This is a genomic window from Methylotenera sp. G11, from assembly GCF_000799735.1.
Classification (GTDB): Bacteria; Pseudomonadota; Gammaproteobacteria; order Burkholderiales; family Methylophilaceae; genus Methylotenera.
On the sequence record NZ_JUHH01000001.1, the window covers coordinates 1943357 to 1961431 of the forward strand.

Annotated in this window: 20 protein-coding genes and 1 tRNA gene; 10 read left to right on the forward strand and 11 right to left on the reverse strand. The window is 52.4% G+C overall.

Annotation, left to right across the window (positions count from 1 at the left end; genetic code table 11):
- Nucleotides 1–28: 28 nt before the first annotated feature.
- The 6 genes from GQ51_RS08985 (at nucleotide 29) to GQ51_RS09010 (ending at nucleotide 5464) form a co-directional block, all read left to right on the forward strand.
- A complete protein-coding gene (locus GQ51_RS08985) occupies nucleotides 29–454 on the forward strand; it encodes a c-type cytochrome (RefSeq protein WP_047554084.1) in 426 nt (141 codons plus the stop codon).
- Between the two features lie 24 nt (nucleotides 455–478).
- Complete coding sequence (locus tag GQ51_RS08990; RefSeq protein WP_047552193.1) at nucleotides 479–1852, forward strand: cbb3-type cytochrome c oxidase subunit I; 1374 nt, start codon at nucleotides 479–481, stop codon at nucleotides 1850–1852.
- Between the two features lie 101 nt (nucleotides 1853–1953).
- Nucleotides 1954–2538 carry a cytochrome c oxidase subunit 3 family protein gene (locus tag GQ51_RS08995; RefSeq protein ID WP_047552194.1) on the forward strand — a complete coding sequence of 195 codons (585 nt, stop codon included), beginning with the start codon at nucleotides 1954–1956 and terminating at the stop codon, nucleotides 2536–2538.
- Between the two features lie 2 nt (nucleotides 2539–2540).
- Complete coding sequence (locus GQ51_RS09000; protein WP_047552195.1) at nucleotides 2541–2801, forward strand: cytochrome C oxidase subunit IV family protein; 261 nt, start codon at nucleotides 2541–2543, stop codon at nucleotides 2799–2801.
- Between the two features lie 36 nt (nucleotides 2802–2837).
- Entirely contained in the window at nucleotides 2838–3632 is a 795-nt protein-coding gene (locus GQ51_RS09005) for a CbbQ/NirQ/NorQ/GpvN family protein (RefSeq protein ID WP_047552196.1), read from the forward strand.
- Nucleotides 3632–5464, forward strand: a complete 1833-nt coding sequence (locus GQ51_RS09010; RefSeq protein ID WP_047552197.1) for a nitric oxide reductase activation protein NorD — start codon at nucleotides 3632–3634, stop codon at nucleotides 5462–5464. The genes GQ51_RS09005 and GQ51_RS09010 overlap by 1 nt, the downstream gene beginning before the upstream one ends.
- On the opposite strand, the gene GQ51_RS09015 is transcribed toward GQ51_RS09010, so the two are convergent.
- From GQ51_RS09015 to nirK, 6 genes are all read right to left on the reverse strand, one after another.
- The gene (locus GQ51_RS09015; RefSeq protein ID WP_047552198.1) at nucleotides 5461–6144 is read right to left on the reverse strand and encodes a Crp/Fnr family transcriptional regulator; all 684 of its coding nucleotides are present in this window, start codon (nucleotides 6142–6144) and stop codon (nucleotides 5461–5463) included. The genes GQ51_RS09010 and GQ51_RS09015 overlap by 4 nt on opposite strands.
- A gap of 53 nt (nucleotides 6145–6197) precedes the next feature.
- A complete protein-coding gene (locus tag GQ51_RS09020; protein WP_047552199.1) occupies nucleotides 6198–7295 on the reverse strand; it encodes a hypothetical protein in 1098 nt (365 codons plus the stop codon).
- 240 nt (nucleotides 7296–7535) lie between these two features.
- Nucleotides 7536–7862 (reverse strand): metal-sulfur cluster assembly factor, encoded by a 327-nt coding sequence (locus GQ51_RS09025; RefSeq protein ID WP_047552200.1) that lies wholly within the window; start codon nucleotides 7860–7862, stop codon nucleotides 7536–7538.
- A gap of 15 nt (nucleotides 7863–7877) precedes the next feature.
- A complete protein-coding gene (locus GQ51_RS09030; RefSeq protein WP_047552201.1) occupies nucleotides 7878–8513 on the reverse strand; it encodes an SCO family protein in 636 nt (211 codons plus the stop codon).
- A complete protein-coding gene (locus GQ51_RS09035; RefSeq protein WP_047552202.1) occupies nucleotides 8510–9289 on the reverse strand; it encodes a formylglycine-generating enzyme family protein in 780 nt (259 codons plus the stop codon). The genes GQ51_RS09030 and GQ51_RS09035 overlap by 4 nt, the downstream gene beginning before the upstream one ends.
- Nucleotides 9279–10721 (reverse strand): copper-containing nitrite reductase, encoded by a 1443-nt coding sequence (gene nirK / locus GQ51_RS09040; RefSeq protein WP_047552203.1) that lies wholly within the window; start codon nucleotides 10719–10721, stop codon nucleotides 9279–9281. Before nirK ends, GQ51_RS09035 begins: the two co-directional genes overlap by 11 nt.
- A gap of 290 nt (nucleotides 10722–11011) precedes the next feature.
- Between nirK and GQ51_RS09045 the strand changes: the two genes are divergently transcribed.
- Nucleotides 11012–11088 (forward strand) — tRNA-Pro (locus GQ51_RS09045).
- A gap of 125 nt (nucleotides 11089–11213) precedes the next feature.
- Here the strand turns inward: GQ51_RS09045 and GQ51_RS09050 are convergent.
- Both GQ51_RS09050 and GQ51_RS09055 read right to left on the reverse strand, forming a co-directional pair.
- On the reverse strand, nucleotides 11214–12152 hold the full coding sequence (locus GQ51_RS09050; protein ID WP_047552204.1) for a 5'-nucleotidase: 939 nt from the start codon (nucleotides 12150–12152) through the stop codon (nucleotides 11214–11216).
- Between the two features lie 45 nt (nucleotides 12153–12197).
- Nucleotides 12198–13307, reverse strand: coding sequence for a GGDEF domain-containing protein (locus tag GQ51_RS09055; RefSeq protein ID WP_235276204.1), 1110 nt, complete (start codon nucleotides 13305–13307; stop codon nucleotides 12198–12200).
- Between the two features lie 301 nt (nucleotides 13308–13608).
- Here GQ51_RS09055 and GQ51_RS09060 point away from each other — a divergent pair, with 301 nt between their 5' ends.
- Complete coding sequence (locus GQ51_RS09060; protein ID WP_052177786.1) at nucleotides 13609–15531, forward strand: EAL domain-containing protein; 1923 nt, start codon at nucleotides 13609–13611, stop codon at nucleotides 15529–15531.
- Nucleotides 15532–15691: 160 nt separating this feature from the next.
- Nucleotides 15692–16012 (forward strand): quaternary ammonium compound efflux SMR transporter SugE, encoded by a 321-nt coding sequence (gene sugE, locus GQ51_RS09065; protein ID WP_047552205.1) that lies wholly within the window; start codon nucleotides 15692–15694, stop codon nucleotides 16010–16012.
- A gap of 57 nt (nucleotides 16013–16069) precedes the next feature.
- On the opposite strand, the gene GQ51_RS09070 is transcribed toward sugE, so the two are convergent.
- Together GQ51_RS09070 and GQ51_RS09075 are read right to left on the reverse strand one after the other, a co-directional pair.
- Nucleotides 16070–16324, reverse strand: coding sequence for a hypothetical protein (locus tag GQ51_RS09070; protein WP_152604130.1), 255 nt, complete (start codon nucleotides 16322–16324; stop codon nucleotides 16070–16072).
- A gap of 208 nt (nucleotides 16325–16532) precedes the next feature.
- Entirely contained in the window at nucleotides 16533–16931 is a 399-nt protein-coding gene (locus GQ51_RS09075) for a hypothetical protein (protein WP_047552207.1), read from the reverse strand.
- 289 nt (nucleotides 16932–17220) lie between these two features.
- Here GQ51_RS09075 and GQ51_RS09080 point away from each other — a divergent pair, with 289 nt between their 5' ends.
- A complete protein-coding gene (locus GQ51_RS09080) occupies nucleotides 17221–17712 on the forward strand; it encodes a MarR family winged helix-turn-helix transcriptional regulator (RefSeq protein WP_047552208.1) in 492 nt (163 codons plus the stop codon).
- Between the two features lie 240 nt (nucleotides 17713–17952).
- Here the strand turns inward: GQ51_RS09080 and pqqA are convergent, their stop codons facing one another.
- A complete protein-coding gene (gene pqqA / locus GQ51_RS12615; RefSeq protein WP_081624291.1) occupies nucleotides 17953–18024 on the reverse strand; it encodes a pyrroloquinoline quinone precursor peptide PqqA in 72 nt (23 codons plus the stop codon).
- Nucleotides 18025–18075 lie beyond the last annotated feature (51 nt).

An 18075-nucleotide genomic window follows, 5' to 3' on the forward strand; every position in this document is an offset into this window, starting at 1 on the left:
CGTCATTTACATTAACAGGGAGGTCGCAATGGCAACGAGATTCACTAAATCCATGGCGCGCAATATTTTCTTCGGCGGGTCGCTTTTCTTTTTCCTGCTGTTCCTGGCGCTTACTTTTGATACCAACCAGAAGCTGCCCAAACGCGATAACAGCCAGAACCTGACCGCTTCGGCCATTCATGGCAAGAAACTATGGGAGACCAATAACTGCATCGGCTGCCATACCTTGCTGGGCGAAGGTGCATATTTCGCACCGGAGCTGGGTAATGTGTATAAGCGCCGCGGCCCTGATTTCATCAAGGCATGGATCAAGTCACAACCGACAGGCGCGCCGGGCAGAAGGCAAATGCCGCAATTCAATTTCACGGAGCAGGAGCTGGATGATCTGGTTGAGTTCCTGAAATATACCTCAGAGATCAACACCAATAACTGGCCTCCGAATATCGAAGGTTAACCGTCACAATTACCAGGAGGCATTATGCAATATCAATCTCAGGCAGTGGCGAAGCCTTATTTCATCGCCGCAATCGCCTTGTTTACCGGCCAGATTCTATTTGGCCTGATCATGGGTCTGCAATACGTAGTGGGGGATTTCCTGTTCCCTGAAATTCCGTTCAACGTCGCACGTATGGTGCATACCAACTTGCTGATCGTGTGGCTGCTGTTTGGCTTCATGGGTGCAACCTATTACCTGATACCGGAAGAATCCGAGACCGAACTGTTCAGCCCCAGGCTGGCCATCATCACGTTCTGGGTGTTCCTGGCTGCCGGTGTGGCCACCATCCTGGGGTATCTTGCCGTGCCTTATGCCACGCTGGCAAAGTTCACCGGCAATGACCTGCTGATGACCATGGGGCGTGAGTTCCTCGAGCAGCCCCTGCCGACCAAGGTGGGGATCGTGATCGTGGTGCTGTCATTCATCTTCAATGTACTGATGACCATGCTCAAGGGCCGCAAAACCGCAATCAGCCTGGTGCTGGTGCTGGGCCTGGTGGGTCTGGCCGTGTTTTTCCTGTTCTCGTTCTACAACCCGCACAATCTGGTGAAAGATAAATATTACTGGTGGTGGGTCGTGCATCTGTGGGTGGAGGGCGTTTGGGAGCTGATTCTGGGCGCGATCCTGGCCTTTGTGCTGATCAAGGTGACCGGCGTGGACCGTGAAGTGGTTGAGAAATGGCTGTACGTCATTATCACCATGACCCTGATCACCGGCATCATCGGTACCGGCCACCATTACTACTGGATAGGCGCACCTGCCTACTGGCAAGTGTGGGGCAGCGTGTTCTCTGCGCTGGAGCCGATACCGTTCTTCATGCTGACCATCTTTGCTTTCAATATGGTGAATAAACGCCGCCGCGAGCACCCTAACCAGGCTGCCATATTGTGGGCGCTCGGCACCGGTGTGATGTCGTTCCTGGGCGCCGGCGTGTGGGGGTTCCTGCATACATTGGCACCGGTCAACTACTACACCCACGGTACGCAACTTACCGCAGCGCACGGCCACATGGCTTTCTATGGCGCCTATGCCATGGTCGTGCTCACCATCATTTCATATGCAATGCCGATATTGCGCGGCCGTGCTGCCAACAGCAACAAGGCGCAAGTGGTCGAGATGTGGTCATTCTGGCTGATGACGGTGGCAATGGTGTTCATCACCTTGTTCCTGACCGCGGCAGGCGTATTGCAGACATGGCTGCAGCGTATTTCCACAACGCCGATGAGCTTTATGGCAACGCAGGATTCAGTCGCGATTTTCTACTGGATGCGCGAAGGCGCAGGCGTGGTGTTCCTGATCGGCCTGATCGTTTACATCAGCAGTTTCTTTATCAAGGGTGAAACCAAAGCGAAGTAATCAGTTGCAGTAGTGTATGCACGGCAAAAGAAGGAGGCTTGCCTCCTTCTTTTGATTCAGCTTAATCGTTCAATCATGCATCTGGCATTTTAGGTAATCTGATGAATACAAATACGGCATTAGTGAATAAAACAGAAGACCTGCCAGGTGACTTTGCCATCTGGATATTTATCCTGGCAGAAATGCTGGTATTTGGCGTGATGTTTATCGTATACGCCTTTGCACGCTCCAACCAGCTTGAAGTGTTCAATGCATCGCAGCTTACGCTGAGCCGCAGCATGGGCACGCTGAATACGATTATCCTGATCACCAGCAGCTATTTTGTCGTGCGCGCGGTGTCTGCGATCAAATCCGGCGATTCGAGGCAATCCGGACGCTGGCTGCTCGGTACGATCTTTCTGGGCGGCATGTTCGTGGCGGTGAAGCTGTGGGAATTCAAGCAGAAGTTTTTGGCCGGCATTACGCTTGAGACTAACGATTTCTACATGTTCTACCTGACGCTTACTTTTTTTCACCTGATGCATGTGCTGATGGGCATGATCATCCTTGCCTGTATCGTTTATAAACTCAAGCATGGCGGCTACAGTGCACAGGAACATTTCGGGGTCGAGACCGGCGCCTCGTTCTGGCACATGGTAGATCTGCTGTGGATTGTGCTTTTTCCGTTGATTTATATTATCCGCTGACCATGAATACACCATTGAACCGTTTTGCTACACTGATCTGGCTGGCGCTGGTCATCCTCACCGTCATGACCTTTTGCATAGGTGAAGAAGTGAGCGCCGGAAAAACCGTGATGCTGAGCGTGCTGTTGATTTCCCTGGTCAAAGGGCAGCTGATCGCCAATTATTTTATGGGGCTGCGTCATGTAAGCTGGCTGTGGCGCGGCATTATCCTGGGTTATTTTGTGGTGGTCGGCAGCATGATTGCGATTGCTTACCTGAAATAGAAAGGCCTGCACGCAGGCTGAACTGAAAGCATTGATATGGATACAAAAACAGACAATACCCCGTTCTACGAACCCGGCGGCGATGAGTGCGAGCTGTTTGAGCGCGCCTGGAATAACCGTTTGCCATTGCTGATCAAAGGCCCTACCGGCTGCGGTAAGACACGTTTTGTGTCGCATATGGCGGCACGCCTGAACTTGCCGCTGTATACCGTGGCCTGTCACGATGACCTTACCGCAGCGGATCTGGTCGGGCGCCACCTGATCGGTGACGGCGAAACCATCTGGAATGATGGACCGCTGACACGGGCAGTGCGCGAGGGCGGCATCTGCTACCTGGATGAAGTGGTGGAGGCGCGTAAAGATACCACCGTGGTACTGCACCCGCTGGCGGACGACAGGCGCATGCTGCCGATCGACCGCACTGGTGAGCAGTTGCAGGCGCCGCCGTCGTTCATGCTCGTGGTGTCTTACAACCCGGGTTACCAGAATTTCCTGAAAGGCATGAAGCCTTCTACCCGGCAGCGTTTTGTGTCGCTGACCTTTGATTTTCCGACTGCAGCGCAGGAAGAAGCGGTGCTGGTCGGTGAAACCGGCATTGACACGATGACAGCCAAACGCCTGGTTTCCATTGCCGGCGCATTCCGCGCCTTGCGTGACCACGACCTGGAAGAAGTCGCCAGCACTCGCCTGCTGGTCTATGCAGCCACTTTGATTAAAGATGGTTATGACCCGGTGCGCGCCTGTCGTGCGGCACTGGTGGAAACCCTGACCGACGACGCAGAAACCGCAGTCGCCTTGCATGAGGTGGTCAGCGCCACCTTCGGGCGCTGATGGAAGAATACGTAGGAGCGCTGTGGGATCGCCTGATTACCGGCGCGGCAGAGAAGCGCCATGCCGCGGCTGCCGTCAGGCTGGATGATATTGCCAAATCTGCCGCGATATTTTTCCGGGCATTGGGCGGTGACCCCGGGCTGGGTATTTCGGCTGCACCGGCGGTGCGTCACGGTGCGCGCAGGCGGCTGTTGCAGCGCGTGGCCGGCAGCGGCGAAAAAATAGAGCTGTCATGGCGTGATGGCGAAGTGCTGCGGCTGCCATCACAGATCGACCTGTTTGCAGAGCAGGCGCTCAACCGCGACCTTTATTTCTGGCTGGTGGCGCTGGCGGCAGCGGATATCGATAGCAGCCTGCCATGGATTATCAGAAACCAGCTGGCTACGCAGGCTACCCTTGAGCGCTTTCCCGGTTTGCAGAATCGCTATGCCAGGCTGGTGGCGGCTGTTATCGCCCTGCGTATCCCGCCGCAAAAACTGCCGCCTGATGAAGCGGCACAGGAAAACGCGATCCGCCAGGCTTTGCAATATCCGGGGACGGTCGGTGCCATTACGCTGGCAGCACGACCATTTCAACCAGTACCGCTGTGGCCGCATCCCTGCCCTCCGGTGAGTGCGGCGGCAACTGGCGCTGCGGGTGCAGGTTCGCCCGAGCAAGGAGGCAGCGCCGCCAATAAAAAAAGCCGGCGCAAGCACATGGCCGAGCGTACCGATGCGAAAGAAGATAAAAACGGCTTTCTCATGATGTTTCGTGCCGAGAGCCTGTTTTCATGGTCTGAGTTCGTCAAGGTGAACCGTCCGCAGGATGAGGAAGACGATGCGGAAACCGCGCAGCTGGCGGCTGAAGATATGGATATGCTCACCATTGCCCGTGATGGTAAAACCAGTGCCGCCAGTGTCAGGTTTGATCTTGACCTGCCGGCCGGTGCTGCGGATGACACGCCGCTGGGTGAAGGGGTCTTGTTGCCGGAATGGAATTGGAAAAAGCAGGTTTTGCAGCCGGATTATTGCAGCCTGCAGCAGCTGATCGCGATGGATGCAAAACCCTGTGAACTGCCGTCCGCTCTGAAAAACACTGCCAATCAGCTACGGCGCCAGTTCCAGGCGCTCACACCGGTCAGGCATTGGCTCAAAGGTCAGCAGGATGGCGATGAACTGGATATGGATGCCTGGGTGCAGCTGGCTTCTGAAAGAAACAGCACGATGCCGACATCCGAGCATGGCCTGTATCGCGCACAGGTGAATCAGGAACGTGACCTGGCCTGCCTGCTGCTTGCGGATATTTCTTTATCCACCGATGCTTATGTGTCGAACCATGCGCGAGTGATCGACGTGATCCGCGATAGCCTGCTGCTGTTCTCAGAGGCGCTGGCTGCAACCGGCGACAGTTTCGCGCTGTATGGTTTTTCATCACTCAAGCGCAGCCATGTGCGCTTTCATTACATCAAGGGGTTTGAAGAGCAATATAGCGGCCAGGTGCGTGGCCGCATCACGGCGATCAAACCCGGCTACTACACGCGCATGGGTGCGGCCATCCGCCAGGCGGCCAGTTTGCTGGTGCAGCAGAAAAAGCGCCAGCGCCTGCTGCTGATACTGACAGACGGCAAGCCGAATGACCTGGACCAGTACGAGGGGCGCTATGGTATCGAAGATACGCGCGTGGCGTTGATCGAGGCAAGAAAGCTCGGGCTGCGGCCATTCTGTGTCACCATTGATACGGAAGCCAGTGATTACCTGCCGCATTTGTTCGGGGCGGGAGGTTATGTGGTGATCCGCAACCCGGAAGACCTGCCGAAAGAGCTGCCGCTGCTTTATGCGCAGATGACGCGCTAAGCGGCTAAATCATAGCTGCGCAGCTTTTTGACATCGGTAATGGTGACGTCTTTGCCGTTGACTTCTATTAAACCCAGTTGCTGCAGTTTCGCCAGGGTACGCGAAAGTGTTTCCGGCGTCAGGTTCAGCAGCGATGCAATGGTGATTTTGCTGGCAGGCAGCGTGATATTGCTGGCATCGGGCGCATCCGCGCTGATTTGCAGCAGGTAGCCGATAAAGCGCTGTGTGCAGGACTGCAAGGACAGCATTTCTATATCCTGCACCAGTTGGTGCATTCTGATGGAAAGTCCCGCCAGCATCTTGCGTGAAAACAGCGGGTCATGATCCAGCATTGAAAATATCAGGCTCTTGGGCACGAGCAGTACCTGGGAATCGAGAATGGCCTGCGCATAGACGGGAAACTGGCGCTCCAGGAACAGGATCGCTTCCCCAAAGCTTTCACCGGGGGAAACAATACTGATGATTTTTTCACTGCCCTGCGGCGAGGTGACGCCGAGTTTTAACTGGCCTTGCAATAAAATATAAAGTCCGACCGCCGCATCCCCGCGGTTAAAAACTGAAGTGCCCCTCGGAAACTCGATCAGCTGAGAGTGTCCCGCGATGGTTTCAATCTGTTCAGCCGCCAGTTCCTTGAACATGAAAAAATCTGACAGGGTTTGCGATATGAAGGCTTTGTTCATTTTCAGACCTCTGGAAAAACGTAGCCTTGATTATGCAATGAAACCAGCGCGAATCACATAGATTTATTTTTATTGCGGATAATGCTGACGGCAAGTACCAGTATGAAAAGCATGATAGTCACTGCATGCAGCACTCCACCGGCTTTGCGCAGGTTTGCCGCATACAGGAAGTCACCGCTTAACCTGAGCAGCACGGAAACCTGCAGTAATATCAGCGGCAGGTAAAAGCTGGGGCGGTAAGGTATCTTCAGTTTCGAGATGGCCGGAAAGATCATTGGCGCATGGCCGAATATCATTGAAAATACAAAACCCACGAATATGGCATGGCTAAAGGCATCGTAACTCGACCCGGCGTACAGCTGCGGCAGGCTGACGCCAATAATGCCCGCGACCAGCAGCCATGCATAGCCGCAGATCAACGCTGCAGCGATATAGCGTGTGAGCCCCTGCTGTTTTATGGTGTGGCGTACTATATCGTTGCGTATCAGCCACAATGTCATCAGGATAAGTGAGGCCGCAAGCAATTGGAAGTCTGGCCATGCGCCGAGCGATGCAAAGCTGGCACCAGCAAAAAACAGCAACAGAGCTAACACAAATAAAATCTTGCTGCCGTAAGTGGGGCGCATGAATCTTGATAACTCAAGACGCTCGCCGACAATCGTGATCACCAGGAAGCCCATCCACCAAGGCATTACTTGTGCCGGATTAAAGCCATAAAGCCACAAAACGCAGCCCAGGCACCAGCATAGCGCTGCGAGCAGCAATGTGAAGGTGAATAGTTCGCGCTGCCTGAGAAATATCTTGATGGAAACCATGACCAGAATCGTGCTGGCTGTCGCGGCCAGTGCAGCGCCTGCGGATGGGGCGGCACCTGTAATGAATACCTCTGTGATTAATAAAAGCACCGCGCAGGCAGATGCCAGCGGCGCGAGGTATGCCCAGCGCTCACCTATTGCAACGGCACGCTCCAGGCATATGACCGTACCCAGAAAGCCGCACACCATGAGCGGCCCATGCAGCGCAAACTGTGCCGATGGTAATGGCAGCTGCCAGCCAAGGCGGGCAAGGCCGATATACATGCCGGACACCAGGCTGATAAAACCTGCCATCAGCATGGGAATGCGGTAACGCACTGCAAGATTGGTTTTCATAACGAGATACTATCAGCAAGGTTGTTGGATTTAAGTTATTTTGCTTAAGTTACTTTCTCAAACCAAACTTTGTCTAATGGTGCGTCATTCCTGCCTTCGCGCATTACTGTCAGGAATAAATTACGAGAACTTTTACCTCAAAATATCACAATTTCGTCATACCAGCCTGCGCTGGTATGACGAGGTCTCATTTTTCCAGGATTAACCAGCATTTTGGTGTTTTGACTATCCACAGCTGAATCAATCCCAGCCCAGCCGCTGTTTTGCCTGTTCGCACATCATCGCGGGCTCCCATGCCGGATCCCATACTAAATGCAGGTCAAGCGCCATACCCTCGCTGAGCGCTTTACTGACCGCGTCTTCGATGTTTTCAATCACCATCTCGGACATCGGGCAGGCGTATGAAGTCATGGTGAAGGTGACCGTGGCGGTATGGCCATGGATTTGAATGCCATAAACCAGGCCGAGGTCGATCAGGTTTTCGCCTATTTCGGGGTCTATCACGGTTTGCAGTGCTTTGTAGATGCGCTGTTCATCAGTGTTCAGTTGGTTAACAATCAGGGTCATTATCTTTGCCGGCCTTTAATGCAGTAATGCTTTCAGTGCTTCTGTAGCGTCATGGATATCTTTGTTCATCGCGTTCGACTGGAATCTGACCACGCCTTTGCTGTCCAGGATGGAAATCGTGGCATCGTGTTCATAATCCCCGGACTGTACTTTTTTATATTTGATGCCCAGCGTGACCGCCAGTTTGCGCACGGCGCTTTCGCTGCCCTGTGCCAATACCCAGGATGGCGAAGTGATGGCATGCAGCTTTGCAAATTCCGCGAGCTTTGCCGGGGTATCACGCTGCGGATCAAACGAGAATAAGGCAAAGTTTACTTTGCCGGCCTGTGCCGCAGGGAGCGCGCGTTCGATGCGCTTGATGTTCTGCACCGTGAGCGGGCACACATACTGGCATGAAGTGTAGACCATTGCCACGACGGTCGGTTTGCCACCTAGCTGCCCAAGCTGGAAAGTCTTGCCGTCTGCGGCAGTCCAGCTATCGGTGATATTGAACACGGAGTCAGTGCTTACGGTTGCAGGGTCTGGCGTTGCAAGGGAAGTTTCGTGATGATGGTGTTCGTGGTCTTCGGCGAATGCCTGGAAACGGCCTGACAAGGCACTGCATGCGAATAATAGCGATAACAGTAATTGATGTTTTAGATTCGTTTTCATTTTGCATCCTTTGCGCAACGGAATCCCAGGTTTCTGCCTGTAAAGTTGCCTTTCAGGCTTTCCCGGTATGAGTATCTCATGAAAGCGGCATAATCGCCGAGATTGCTGGCGTTAAGGCTGCCGCTGCCGCAAAACAGGTTTTTGTCACCGGAGTTTCTTGAATCCGGTGGTGCCATATAGCTGTTGAAATCGGCCGTCCATTCCCATATCAAACCCACGAGATCGAATATGCCAAAGCCGTTGGCCGGTTTAGATCCGACTGCCGGTAACTCCTGGTTGGGCACCGAATACCAGTTGATGATCTGTTTCTGCAGGTTTTCCTGATCGCGGCCGTTATCGGTCAGGGCGTATTCCCATTCATCGGTTGAAGGCAGGCGTTTATCCTGCGCTTCACAGTATGCCTCTGCCGCGAACCAGGACACATTCACCACCGGTTTGTCGAGGTCTGCCGTATCGGCCGAGCCTTGCGTATTCTGCCAATGTGCAAGGTAATGCGAGTCGGTGAAAATCTTCCTGATATTCGATTTATGCCAGGCCGGGTGTTTGTTTACAAATGCCTGGAACTTGCGGTTGGTCACCGGGGTGGCATCCAGCCAGAACGCGTTGATGGCTTGTGCTGCGGCTGAACTGCTGTTCGCATTGTCTTTTTTCAGGAAGAACGGCGTAAAGCTCCCCTCCGGAACCAGCACCATATCTTCTGCTGATACTGCCGCCGTCGAGATGAGGGCGGTAGACAGTATCAGCGCGGATATGAAGGTTGGCTGCCTAGTCTTCATGTTTCACGGGGTTGATACGGTGTTTTTTTACATCTTCCGGCGTGACTTCATCACCGCCGTTGCCCCAGTTATTGTAGATATAGGTCAGGACATTGGCGACTTCCTCATCGTTCAGGCTCCATGAAGGCATCACACCGTTATACTCATTGCCGTTTACTACCAGCTTGCCTTGCAGGCCGCCGGTAACCGCTTTGATAGCCGGTGCTGTGCTGCCTGACAGATAGTCTGACTTAGCCAGTGGCGGGAATGCCTGCGGTACGCCTGCGCCGGAAGTCTGATGGCAGGCGGCACAGTTGGTGTTGTAGATGCCCTCGCCCAGTTTCACGCGATCCGCTTTGGTCTTGGCTGTCGGTGCCTGTGCCTGGGATGCTACGGTGTTTCTCATGCTGGTGCCCTCCGGCAGGTATACTTCATCAGTCATCTTGCCGGAGTAGATAGCCTTGTCTTCATCGCCGGAGACTTTAAGCATGCCTAAAGCCCCTTTGTTGAATGCCCTGGTGAGTGAGTGATCCACCATGATGTATGTACCGGGTACATTCACCTTGAACTCCATATAAGCGGCACCGCCGGCAGGAATCATCGTGGTCTGTATGTTTTTGGCGGGGCTGGCGGTGTTGCCTTCGTGATGGACCTTGTCAAATATCTCGCCGATGACGTGGAAAGATGAGGTCAGGTTAGGGCCGCCCACGCCGACAAACAGCCGCACAGTGTCGCCTTTCTTGGCTTTCAGGGCATTGTCACCGGTTAATGAACCAGCTGCACCGTTAAATACGACATATTCAGGTTCTTCTTCAATCGCTTTGACCATGCTGAATGGCTGTAAACCTTGCTCGCCGTTTTTGCCCTGGGTGTAGAAATCGCCCTGCATCACATAGAACTCATGGTCAACTTTAGACATGCCTGCTTTAGGCTCGACCAGAATCAGGCCGTACATGCCGTTAGCCACGTGCATGGCTACCGGTGCGGTAGCGCAGTGGTAAACGTACAGGCCCGGGTTGAGTGCCTTGAATGAAAATACCGAGCTATGGCCTGGCGCCGTCAGGGATGCTGCCGCGCCGCCACCGGGGCCGGTGACCGCATGCAGGTCAATATTGTGCGGCATTTTGTTGTCCGGATGGTTGTTCAGGTGAAATTCCACTTCATCCCCCTCGCGGATGCGGATGAATTTCCCCGGCACTTTGCCGCCGAAAGTCCAGAAGGTATAACTGACGCCATCAGCCAGGCGGCCTTCCACTTCTTTGACCTCCAGGTTCACGATCACTTTGGCCGCATGTTTTCTGGTAATGCGCGGAGGCACTGCAGGCGCATCGGTCAGTATCGCGATTTCCTGACCGGAGATTTTACTGCCGGCGGCTTTAGGTGCTGGCGCCGCCTGGGTCAGGCCAGTCATGCACAGTGCTGCTCCCAAAGCAAATAGTCTAATCTTTTTCATGATTTCCTCTTTCTGTTTTTATTTATTTCATCCAAATAAAAGACCAGTGAACGGAATAAATTGATGAATATGAACTACTGTAATGTCATATTAGTGAGGCCGTATGCAATATAAATTGATGCGCGTCAATTTTCTGAAATTAATCTATTTTGGCAGTGTGGATTTAATCGTTATTAAAGCACTATTTCAGGCAACCTATCATGCAATCGATGGATAAGGCATATTATTTTTTCGATTAACTCAAGAGCGCTGTTGACTGACAGGCCTGTTAGCAGTATATTGCCGGCCTTCGGCGTGTAGCGTAGCCTGGTAGCGCGCCTGCTTTGGGAGCAGGATGTCGGGAGTTCGAATCTCTCCACGCCGACCAGATTTAACCAAGTTTAATTTAACCTGGTTTGAATGATGGGCGGCAGAGTCCATCAGTAAAAAAAGGAGCTCAGGCTCCTTTTTTTATGTCTGAAACATCCGTTAATTGCCAATAGGCGCGTCGGGCTATTCTTTTGCCGCCTTCGGTTTTTCCGGTTCGTTTGCAACGCCATGCGGCACATGCCCGGTGGCTACATGCTGGCGTGCCGAGTCGCAGTGTTTGCGCTGGTCATCAAAGAAAATATCTGCACCGAATGCTTTAAGAAATACGCCTTTGTCTTTCCCGCCCAGAAACAGGGCTTCATCAATCCGGATGTTCCATGCGCGCAAGGTGCGTATGACGCGTTCATGTGCAGGTGCGGCGCGTGCCGTAATCAGCGCGGTGCGTATCGGTGATGCGTTTTCCGGGTAATCCAGCTGGATCTGGTGCAGCATCGCCAGAAAATTCTTGAATGGCCCGCCTAATAAAGGCTGTTTGGCGGCCTGTGCTTCGTTGTCCTGAAATGCATCAAGGCCGCTTTGCTTGTAAATGCGTTCGGATTCATCCGAGAACAGTACCGCATCCCCATCAAAAGCGATGCGTAATTGCGATGGGTGTGTCGCATCCATCACCTCCGCACCGGTTGATGACATGATGGTTGCCGCTGCAAACCCGGCTTCAAGCGCCTTGCGTACGTCATCCGGGTTGGCGGAAAGGAACAGGTGGGCGCCAAAAGCCGGGATATAGCGGTCTGTGCTGGCACCTTTGGTAAATGCGGCACGCCCGATATCAAGCTGATGATGCTGGATGGAATTAAAGATCCTCAAACCGGTATCGGCACTGTTGCGTGACAGCAGGATCACTTCTACCCGCGGGTTGGCCGGGTCGACCGTGTTAAGTGCGAGTAGTTTCTTGACCAGGTTAAAGGCGACGCCAGGTTTGAGCGGTACGTCTTCATGGTCGATCTGGTGCCGGCAGTAGGCATCCACGCCTGCGTTCTCAAAGATGGCGTGACTCTCATCCAGGTCGAACAAGGCGCGTGACGAAACGGCAATCACAAGTTTCTCGGCTAACAAGTTACTCAATCAGTATCCATTCTTGAAATGATGTGCGCTACGTTCTGCCATGCATTAAAGTGCATGCCCTGAGTACGGCAGGCTGTCAGTTTGCGTTTGATTCTTACCGAGTTTTTTAGAAAGGTAAAGCGATTTATCGGCCCTGTTCAATAAGGCATCCAATGAGTCGTTGTGGCCTTGCCACTCGGCAATGCCAATGCTGGCTGACCAACCGCTGCGATTGGGGGCGCTGGCGGCAAGATGGATGCGCTCCGATGAAAACAAAGCTTCTTTGATCGATGTGTTGGGCAGGATGATCAGGAACTCATCACCGCCAAAGCGGCTTATCTGGTCGGTTTCCCGTATGGCGGCTTTGGCTTTCTGTGCGAAATCAACGAGCACTTTGTCCCCTTCCAGGTGGCCGTAAGTATCATTGATATTTTTAAAGTTATCCAGATCAATCATCATGATTGAGAAAGTTTGATGATAGCGCCGTGCGCGGCTGATTTCTTTTTCCAGCTCCCGGGTTGCGGTCTTTTTATTCAAGCAGCCTGTTAAATCATCATGATGGCTCATGTATTCGAGGTCCTGATGCAGCTTTTCAGTAGCCAGCGTGATGTAGCTGATGGTCGCCAGTGGAATCATGACTGCCGGCGTGGCCAGGAAGATGAGCTGCGAGATTGATGAGTCAAGTACGCTGGCGGGGGCGTCGTAACCCAGTGCCAGGCTCGCGACGCGGATTATCCTGGTGATGATCATGCCTGCCAATGCAAGGATCAGCATGTTCCTGCCTGTAGTGTCCGGGAGCTTTTTCAATACCAGAACGAGTTGGTCAACCGTGACCACAAGCGTAAATAGACTTAAACAGACAACCCTGATTGCGATATTGGGCTGTATATAGGTAAACCATGCGAATAGCAGGATATATACGCAGACGAACAAGAGCATCAGTTTGATGTTATATGCACCGGCGCCTGCGAATTTCCGGGTGCCGGAGTTCATCATCATGAAGCAAAGCAGGATCAGCAGATTGGCCAGAACGATACTTAACAGATCCGGGATATGGCCTCTAGCCAGGAATAAGGGCAGCGAAAGCGCCAGGAGAAAGGAGGACTGATACCATTGGCTCAGGCCATGAATGCTCTTGGGGTAATTGCGGGCAATCACGAATAATATGCCGCTCATGATCAATGCTATAGAAAATGAGATAACTAGAATAACTGCGGATGTGACCATGCCGGATTCGAATATCAATATGTGTTAATTGTTTAGAGTGATTGCTGCACAATGGCCGTCTGCGATCAGTCACTGAGCAGTTGGATATTACCTCTAGTCAGTCTGTCCGTGATAGCTGTTTTTGAAATTCGGTTTTTTTGCAATATGGATCTGCCGGCAGAAACGGTATTTTTATGTAGCTGTCGGTCATTATTCTCATGGCATATTACGCTATTATGTATCGCATACTAGATTCGGTAGCAGGGGGCATATGTTTCTTATAGAACTGATTAATAATGTTTCATTATTAGTTGTGCTGACCATGCTTTTCAAAATCACGGTGTCAAGGTATAAGGTCGACGCCGTGTCGCAAAGACTCGTGTTCGGGCTGATATTCGGCATTGTAGGGCTGATCGGTATGATGACGCCGCTCCATTACGCTGATGGCATCATATTCGATGGGCGCTCGATCATATTATTTGTCGCGGGCCTGTTTGGCGGGCCGGTCGTTGCGATTATCAGCGCCTCAGTTATCGGCGCTTACCGGATATGGCTCGGTGGTGTCGGTGTTTATGTCGGCATGACCGTTATCACCGTTTCTGCCGCGCTGGGTGTGTGCTGTTATTGCTACCGGAGAAAATCTAAAATCAATTTCAGCCTGTTGCAGTTGTTCGTGTCCGGTTTTACGGTACATGTGATCGTGCTGCTGCTTTTCCTGCTGCTGCCGGGCATGAGTGGCATCAAAGTCGCGATGGCGCTGGGCCCTACGGTTTTATTGATCTATCCGGTGGCGACCTTGCTGGTTTGCCTGCTGTTCCAGGATTATGATGAGAAAGAAGATGTAAGGCGTGATCTGCATCGCCTGGCCTATTACGACTCTGTGACGGCACTCCCCAACCGGTTATTCCAGGTTGAGAATATCAACCGCTGTTTAGGAACATGTAAAACGCCTGAGCGTCAGGGCGCACTGATACTATTTAGCATTGATCGCTTCAAAACAATTAACGATGCACGCGGACATGCCGCCGGCGATATGCTGCTTTGTGCATTGGCAGACAGGCTTGCAACGGTGATTGATCCTGAATATACCTTGGCCAGGAATACGGCCGGCGAGTTTTCAGTGCTGTTGAATGGCGTATTCGAAAAATCCCGGGATATTGATGTGTTTGCGCTCAATATGGCCAACAAGATTCACACCGCGCTTAAGTTCCCGGTTTATCTCGGGAAGGATGAGGTTTTCATTTCGACCAGCATCGGGATCGCGACGTTTCCCAAGGCGGATGGAGACAATGCGGGAGATATATTGCGCCGCGCCGATACGGCAATGCACCAGGCACGACATGATGGCGGTAACCAGACGACGCTGTTTGAGCAGACGATGGCAAGCCATGTGGAGCAGAAATTCCAGATCGAGCGCGAGTTGCGCAAGGCGATTACGGCAGGTGAGTTAAGGCTTTATCTGCAATCGCAGGTGAATGCATCAGGCGCGGTCATGGGGGCAGAGGCGCTGGTGCGCTGGCAGCACCCAACGCGGGGGCGTGTCCTGCCTTCAATGTTTATTGCTGTTGCGGAAGAAACGGACCTGATTGCGGATGTTGATGCGTGGGTGCTTACAGAGGCGTGTAAAGTCCTGGCCAGTAATGAAACCTATCATCGGCCGATCAGTATTTCGGTTAATATCAGCCCCAGGCATTTCCGGAAAGCCGGGTTCGTTTCAAATGTGAAGCAGATTCTTTCCGATACCGGGGCTGACCCTACGCATCTTAAGCTTGAAATCACCGAGAGCCTGCTGATTCATAACGTGAATGATGTGATCGCCAAAATGCTGGAGCTGACAGCACTGGGCATTCACTTCTCGCTGGATGATTTCGGTACCGGCTATTCTTCGCTCAGCCATTTAAAACGCCTGCCGATCCATGAGTTAAAGATTGATAAAACATTTGTGCAGGATGCACCGACAGACCCGGACGATGCCGCACTGGTCGAATCCGTGCTGGCGATCGCCAGGCATATGAAGCTGGGCGTTGTGGCCGAGGGTGTGGAAACCATCGAGCAGGCCGCATTCCTGAACGCCAGGGCAGAGGTGCTGCACCAAGGCTATTTATATAGCAGGCCAGACCCCGCGGATGTCTGGGTAAGCAAGCTCAGTCAGTCTGAACAGATGCGTTCGGCCAAATTAAATCGGCAAAGCTAGCGGCGCCGGCAATATGCGGCAGGTCAGGCTGCGTACACCGAGGCATGCCGGACATTGGCGGCATGCGGCTTATGGTGCTAAACTTCAATGCAGGCGGGGACGACCCCGCCGGTAAGCTTATCTTTAGGGACGACCCAATATTGTTGAGAGGTGTTTTTTTATGAGTTGGGCTATTCTGGTTGCAGCCGGGCTGCTGGAAGTCGTATGGGCAGTAGGTTTGAAGTACACGTACGGTTTTACGAAATTCTGGCCGACATGCGGTACAGTGCTGGCCATGGTACTGAGTGTAGGGCTGCTGGGCGTTGCAATGAAATCACTGCCGGTGGGCACCGCCTATGCTGTTTGGGTTGGAATCGGCGCAATCGGCACCGCAATCTGCGGCATATTCTTATTTTCCGAAGCCGTTAACGCTGGCAGGGTGCTGAGTCTGGCGCTCATTTTTGCCGGAATTATCGGTTTGAAGCTGTCTACGCCAATATAAGGTTTTGTTAAGGGTTAAGGGGGATGGTCTACCAAGCCCCCTTATGGACAGTCAGACCTATATGGAATGGTGCAGCACCAGCTGGTCCAACCTTTGTGCCAGCGCAGGCGCAATAGGCTCCGGGCTTTCACATAAGCCAATAATCAAGGTGCAATTGTCAGATGTGGATTCATTGATCTGGTCAAGCACATCATGCGCAGTATCCCCCAGTAAATCCAGATCCATAATGATGGACTCAGGCTGCCGGTCTTTCAGCCATGCCATAGCGTCATGCCGGTGTGCTACATGCCATATCGTGTATTCATCGCTCATTTTGTGGATGATATTGTCGCTTATGGCAGCGTCTGCGCATATTAATAATAAATTACTCATCAGTGGTATCAATGCCTCATCAAATCGTTTGTGTGTTCATGGCTGTGGCGATTAAAAACCAGTGAGCCCGGTTCCGGGTTTTTAATCGCAAATGGCACCATAGCCGGAGCGGCCTTAGGCTGCATCCGGCCATGGTGATTAAAGGGGTTTATCGGGGAGCGGGAACGGAGCCCGTTTCAAAAAGAATAATATCTTCTATGGCGCGCTGTGCATTTTGCGGGTGCATGGCGGCGTTAAAAACTTTTTTGGCGTGTTTAACCCAATTGTCGAATATCGGTTCATATTCACCTTTGAATATCAGGTAAAGCGGCGTGTTCCTGGCAAAGTTTTTGATGAAGGCGTCCATTTCTTCGCTTAAGCCGCCAAACCAGATCAAATCCGTATCAACAACCAGTATCGTGCAACATTTATCCAGCAGGAATTCGCTGCCCCGCTTCAGCATTGCCAGCAGGCTGATGCCTTCCGTTGTCCATCCGATGTTTCTGAAGCTGGTATCCAGCTGATTGGTCAAGTTAAGTTCATCAGAAATAATCAGTGCTTTAGACATATCGATCCTTTTTTAAATAAAACATAAAACGCTGCATCACGTTATTGGATGCATACCGATCCCCTTGTATATATTTTTGTACAAATGTATTTATATACTATTGTACAAATGCATTCGTCGCAATACAATCAATCACGATCTGATGCAGCCTGAAACTGATGTGCCGCGGGCGTCATATCCGCAGAGTTCTGATATATCAAGTGTTGACCGGGGTTGCCATTGCACGGACGGCAGGATTGCATCGCAGCAGGTTTTATCCTAAGACGCACATTAAGAAATTAAATTCATTATGAATAAAATCCAAGGCAGTGCCAGCCCCAGAAATTCAGCACTTGATGTACTGAAATTGTTTCGAATCATATTCAAGTCGGCCAACCGTCATTTTCATGAGATCGAGAAAGTTGCCGGTGTCGGCGGAGCATCATTGTGGGCGCTGGCCGAGGTAGCGGAGACCGACAAATTGACCGTGACCGAGCTGGCAAACCGCATGTCGATCCACCAGTCTACCGCCAGCAATCTGCTGGACAAGCTGGGGTCAGAGGGATATATCGAAAAGGTCAAGAGCACCAGTGACCGCAGGGTGGTTCATGTCATGCTCACGGAGCAAGGCCGCGCCACCCTGGAAAAAGCGCCGCTGCCACATCGCGGTATGCTGCCGGATGCCCTCATGCGTCTTAGTCCGACAACCCTGGCGGAGCTGAACCAGCACTTGCTTGCGCTAGTTGCCGGCATGGAAGGTACGCAGGCCGGCGCGGCATTTGAACCTTTGGGTAAGGCTTGAGGGTTAGCGCAGCGGCTGTTTCGGCATATAGCGAAAGCATCGCGGAGCCAGTCAGTATCCGGCCAGGGCCTGCCTTCCACAGTTTCTGTGGATAACGCTGTGGGGTGCATGGGGAAACAGGCGCTAAGCTACTGGTACGTTTAAGAAAGTCCGGATGGGGGAAACTTTAAGCAAAGCTGGCGCGGCATCAAACAAAAAAGCCCGGCAAGTGCCAGGCTTTTGATAGTACGTGAACAATAATTATTTGTTCATTACGTACATGGTCACTTCGAAACCGAAGCGCATTTCAGTCGCTGCTGGTTTTGTCCACATAATATTCTCCTTGCTGTTGACCTGTTACAACGACAGGTTGTCGTGTATGTA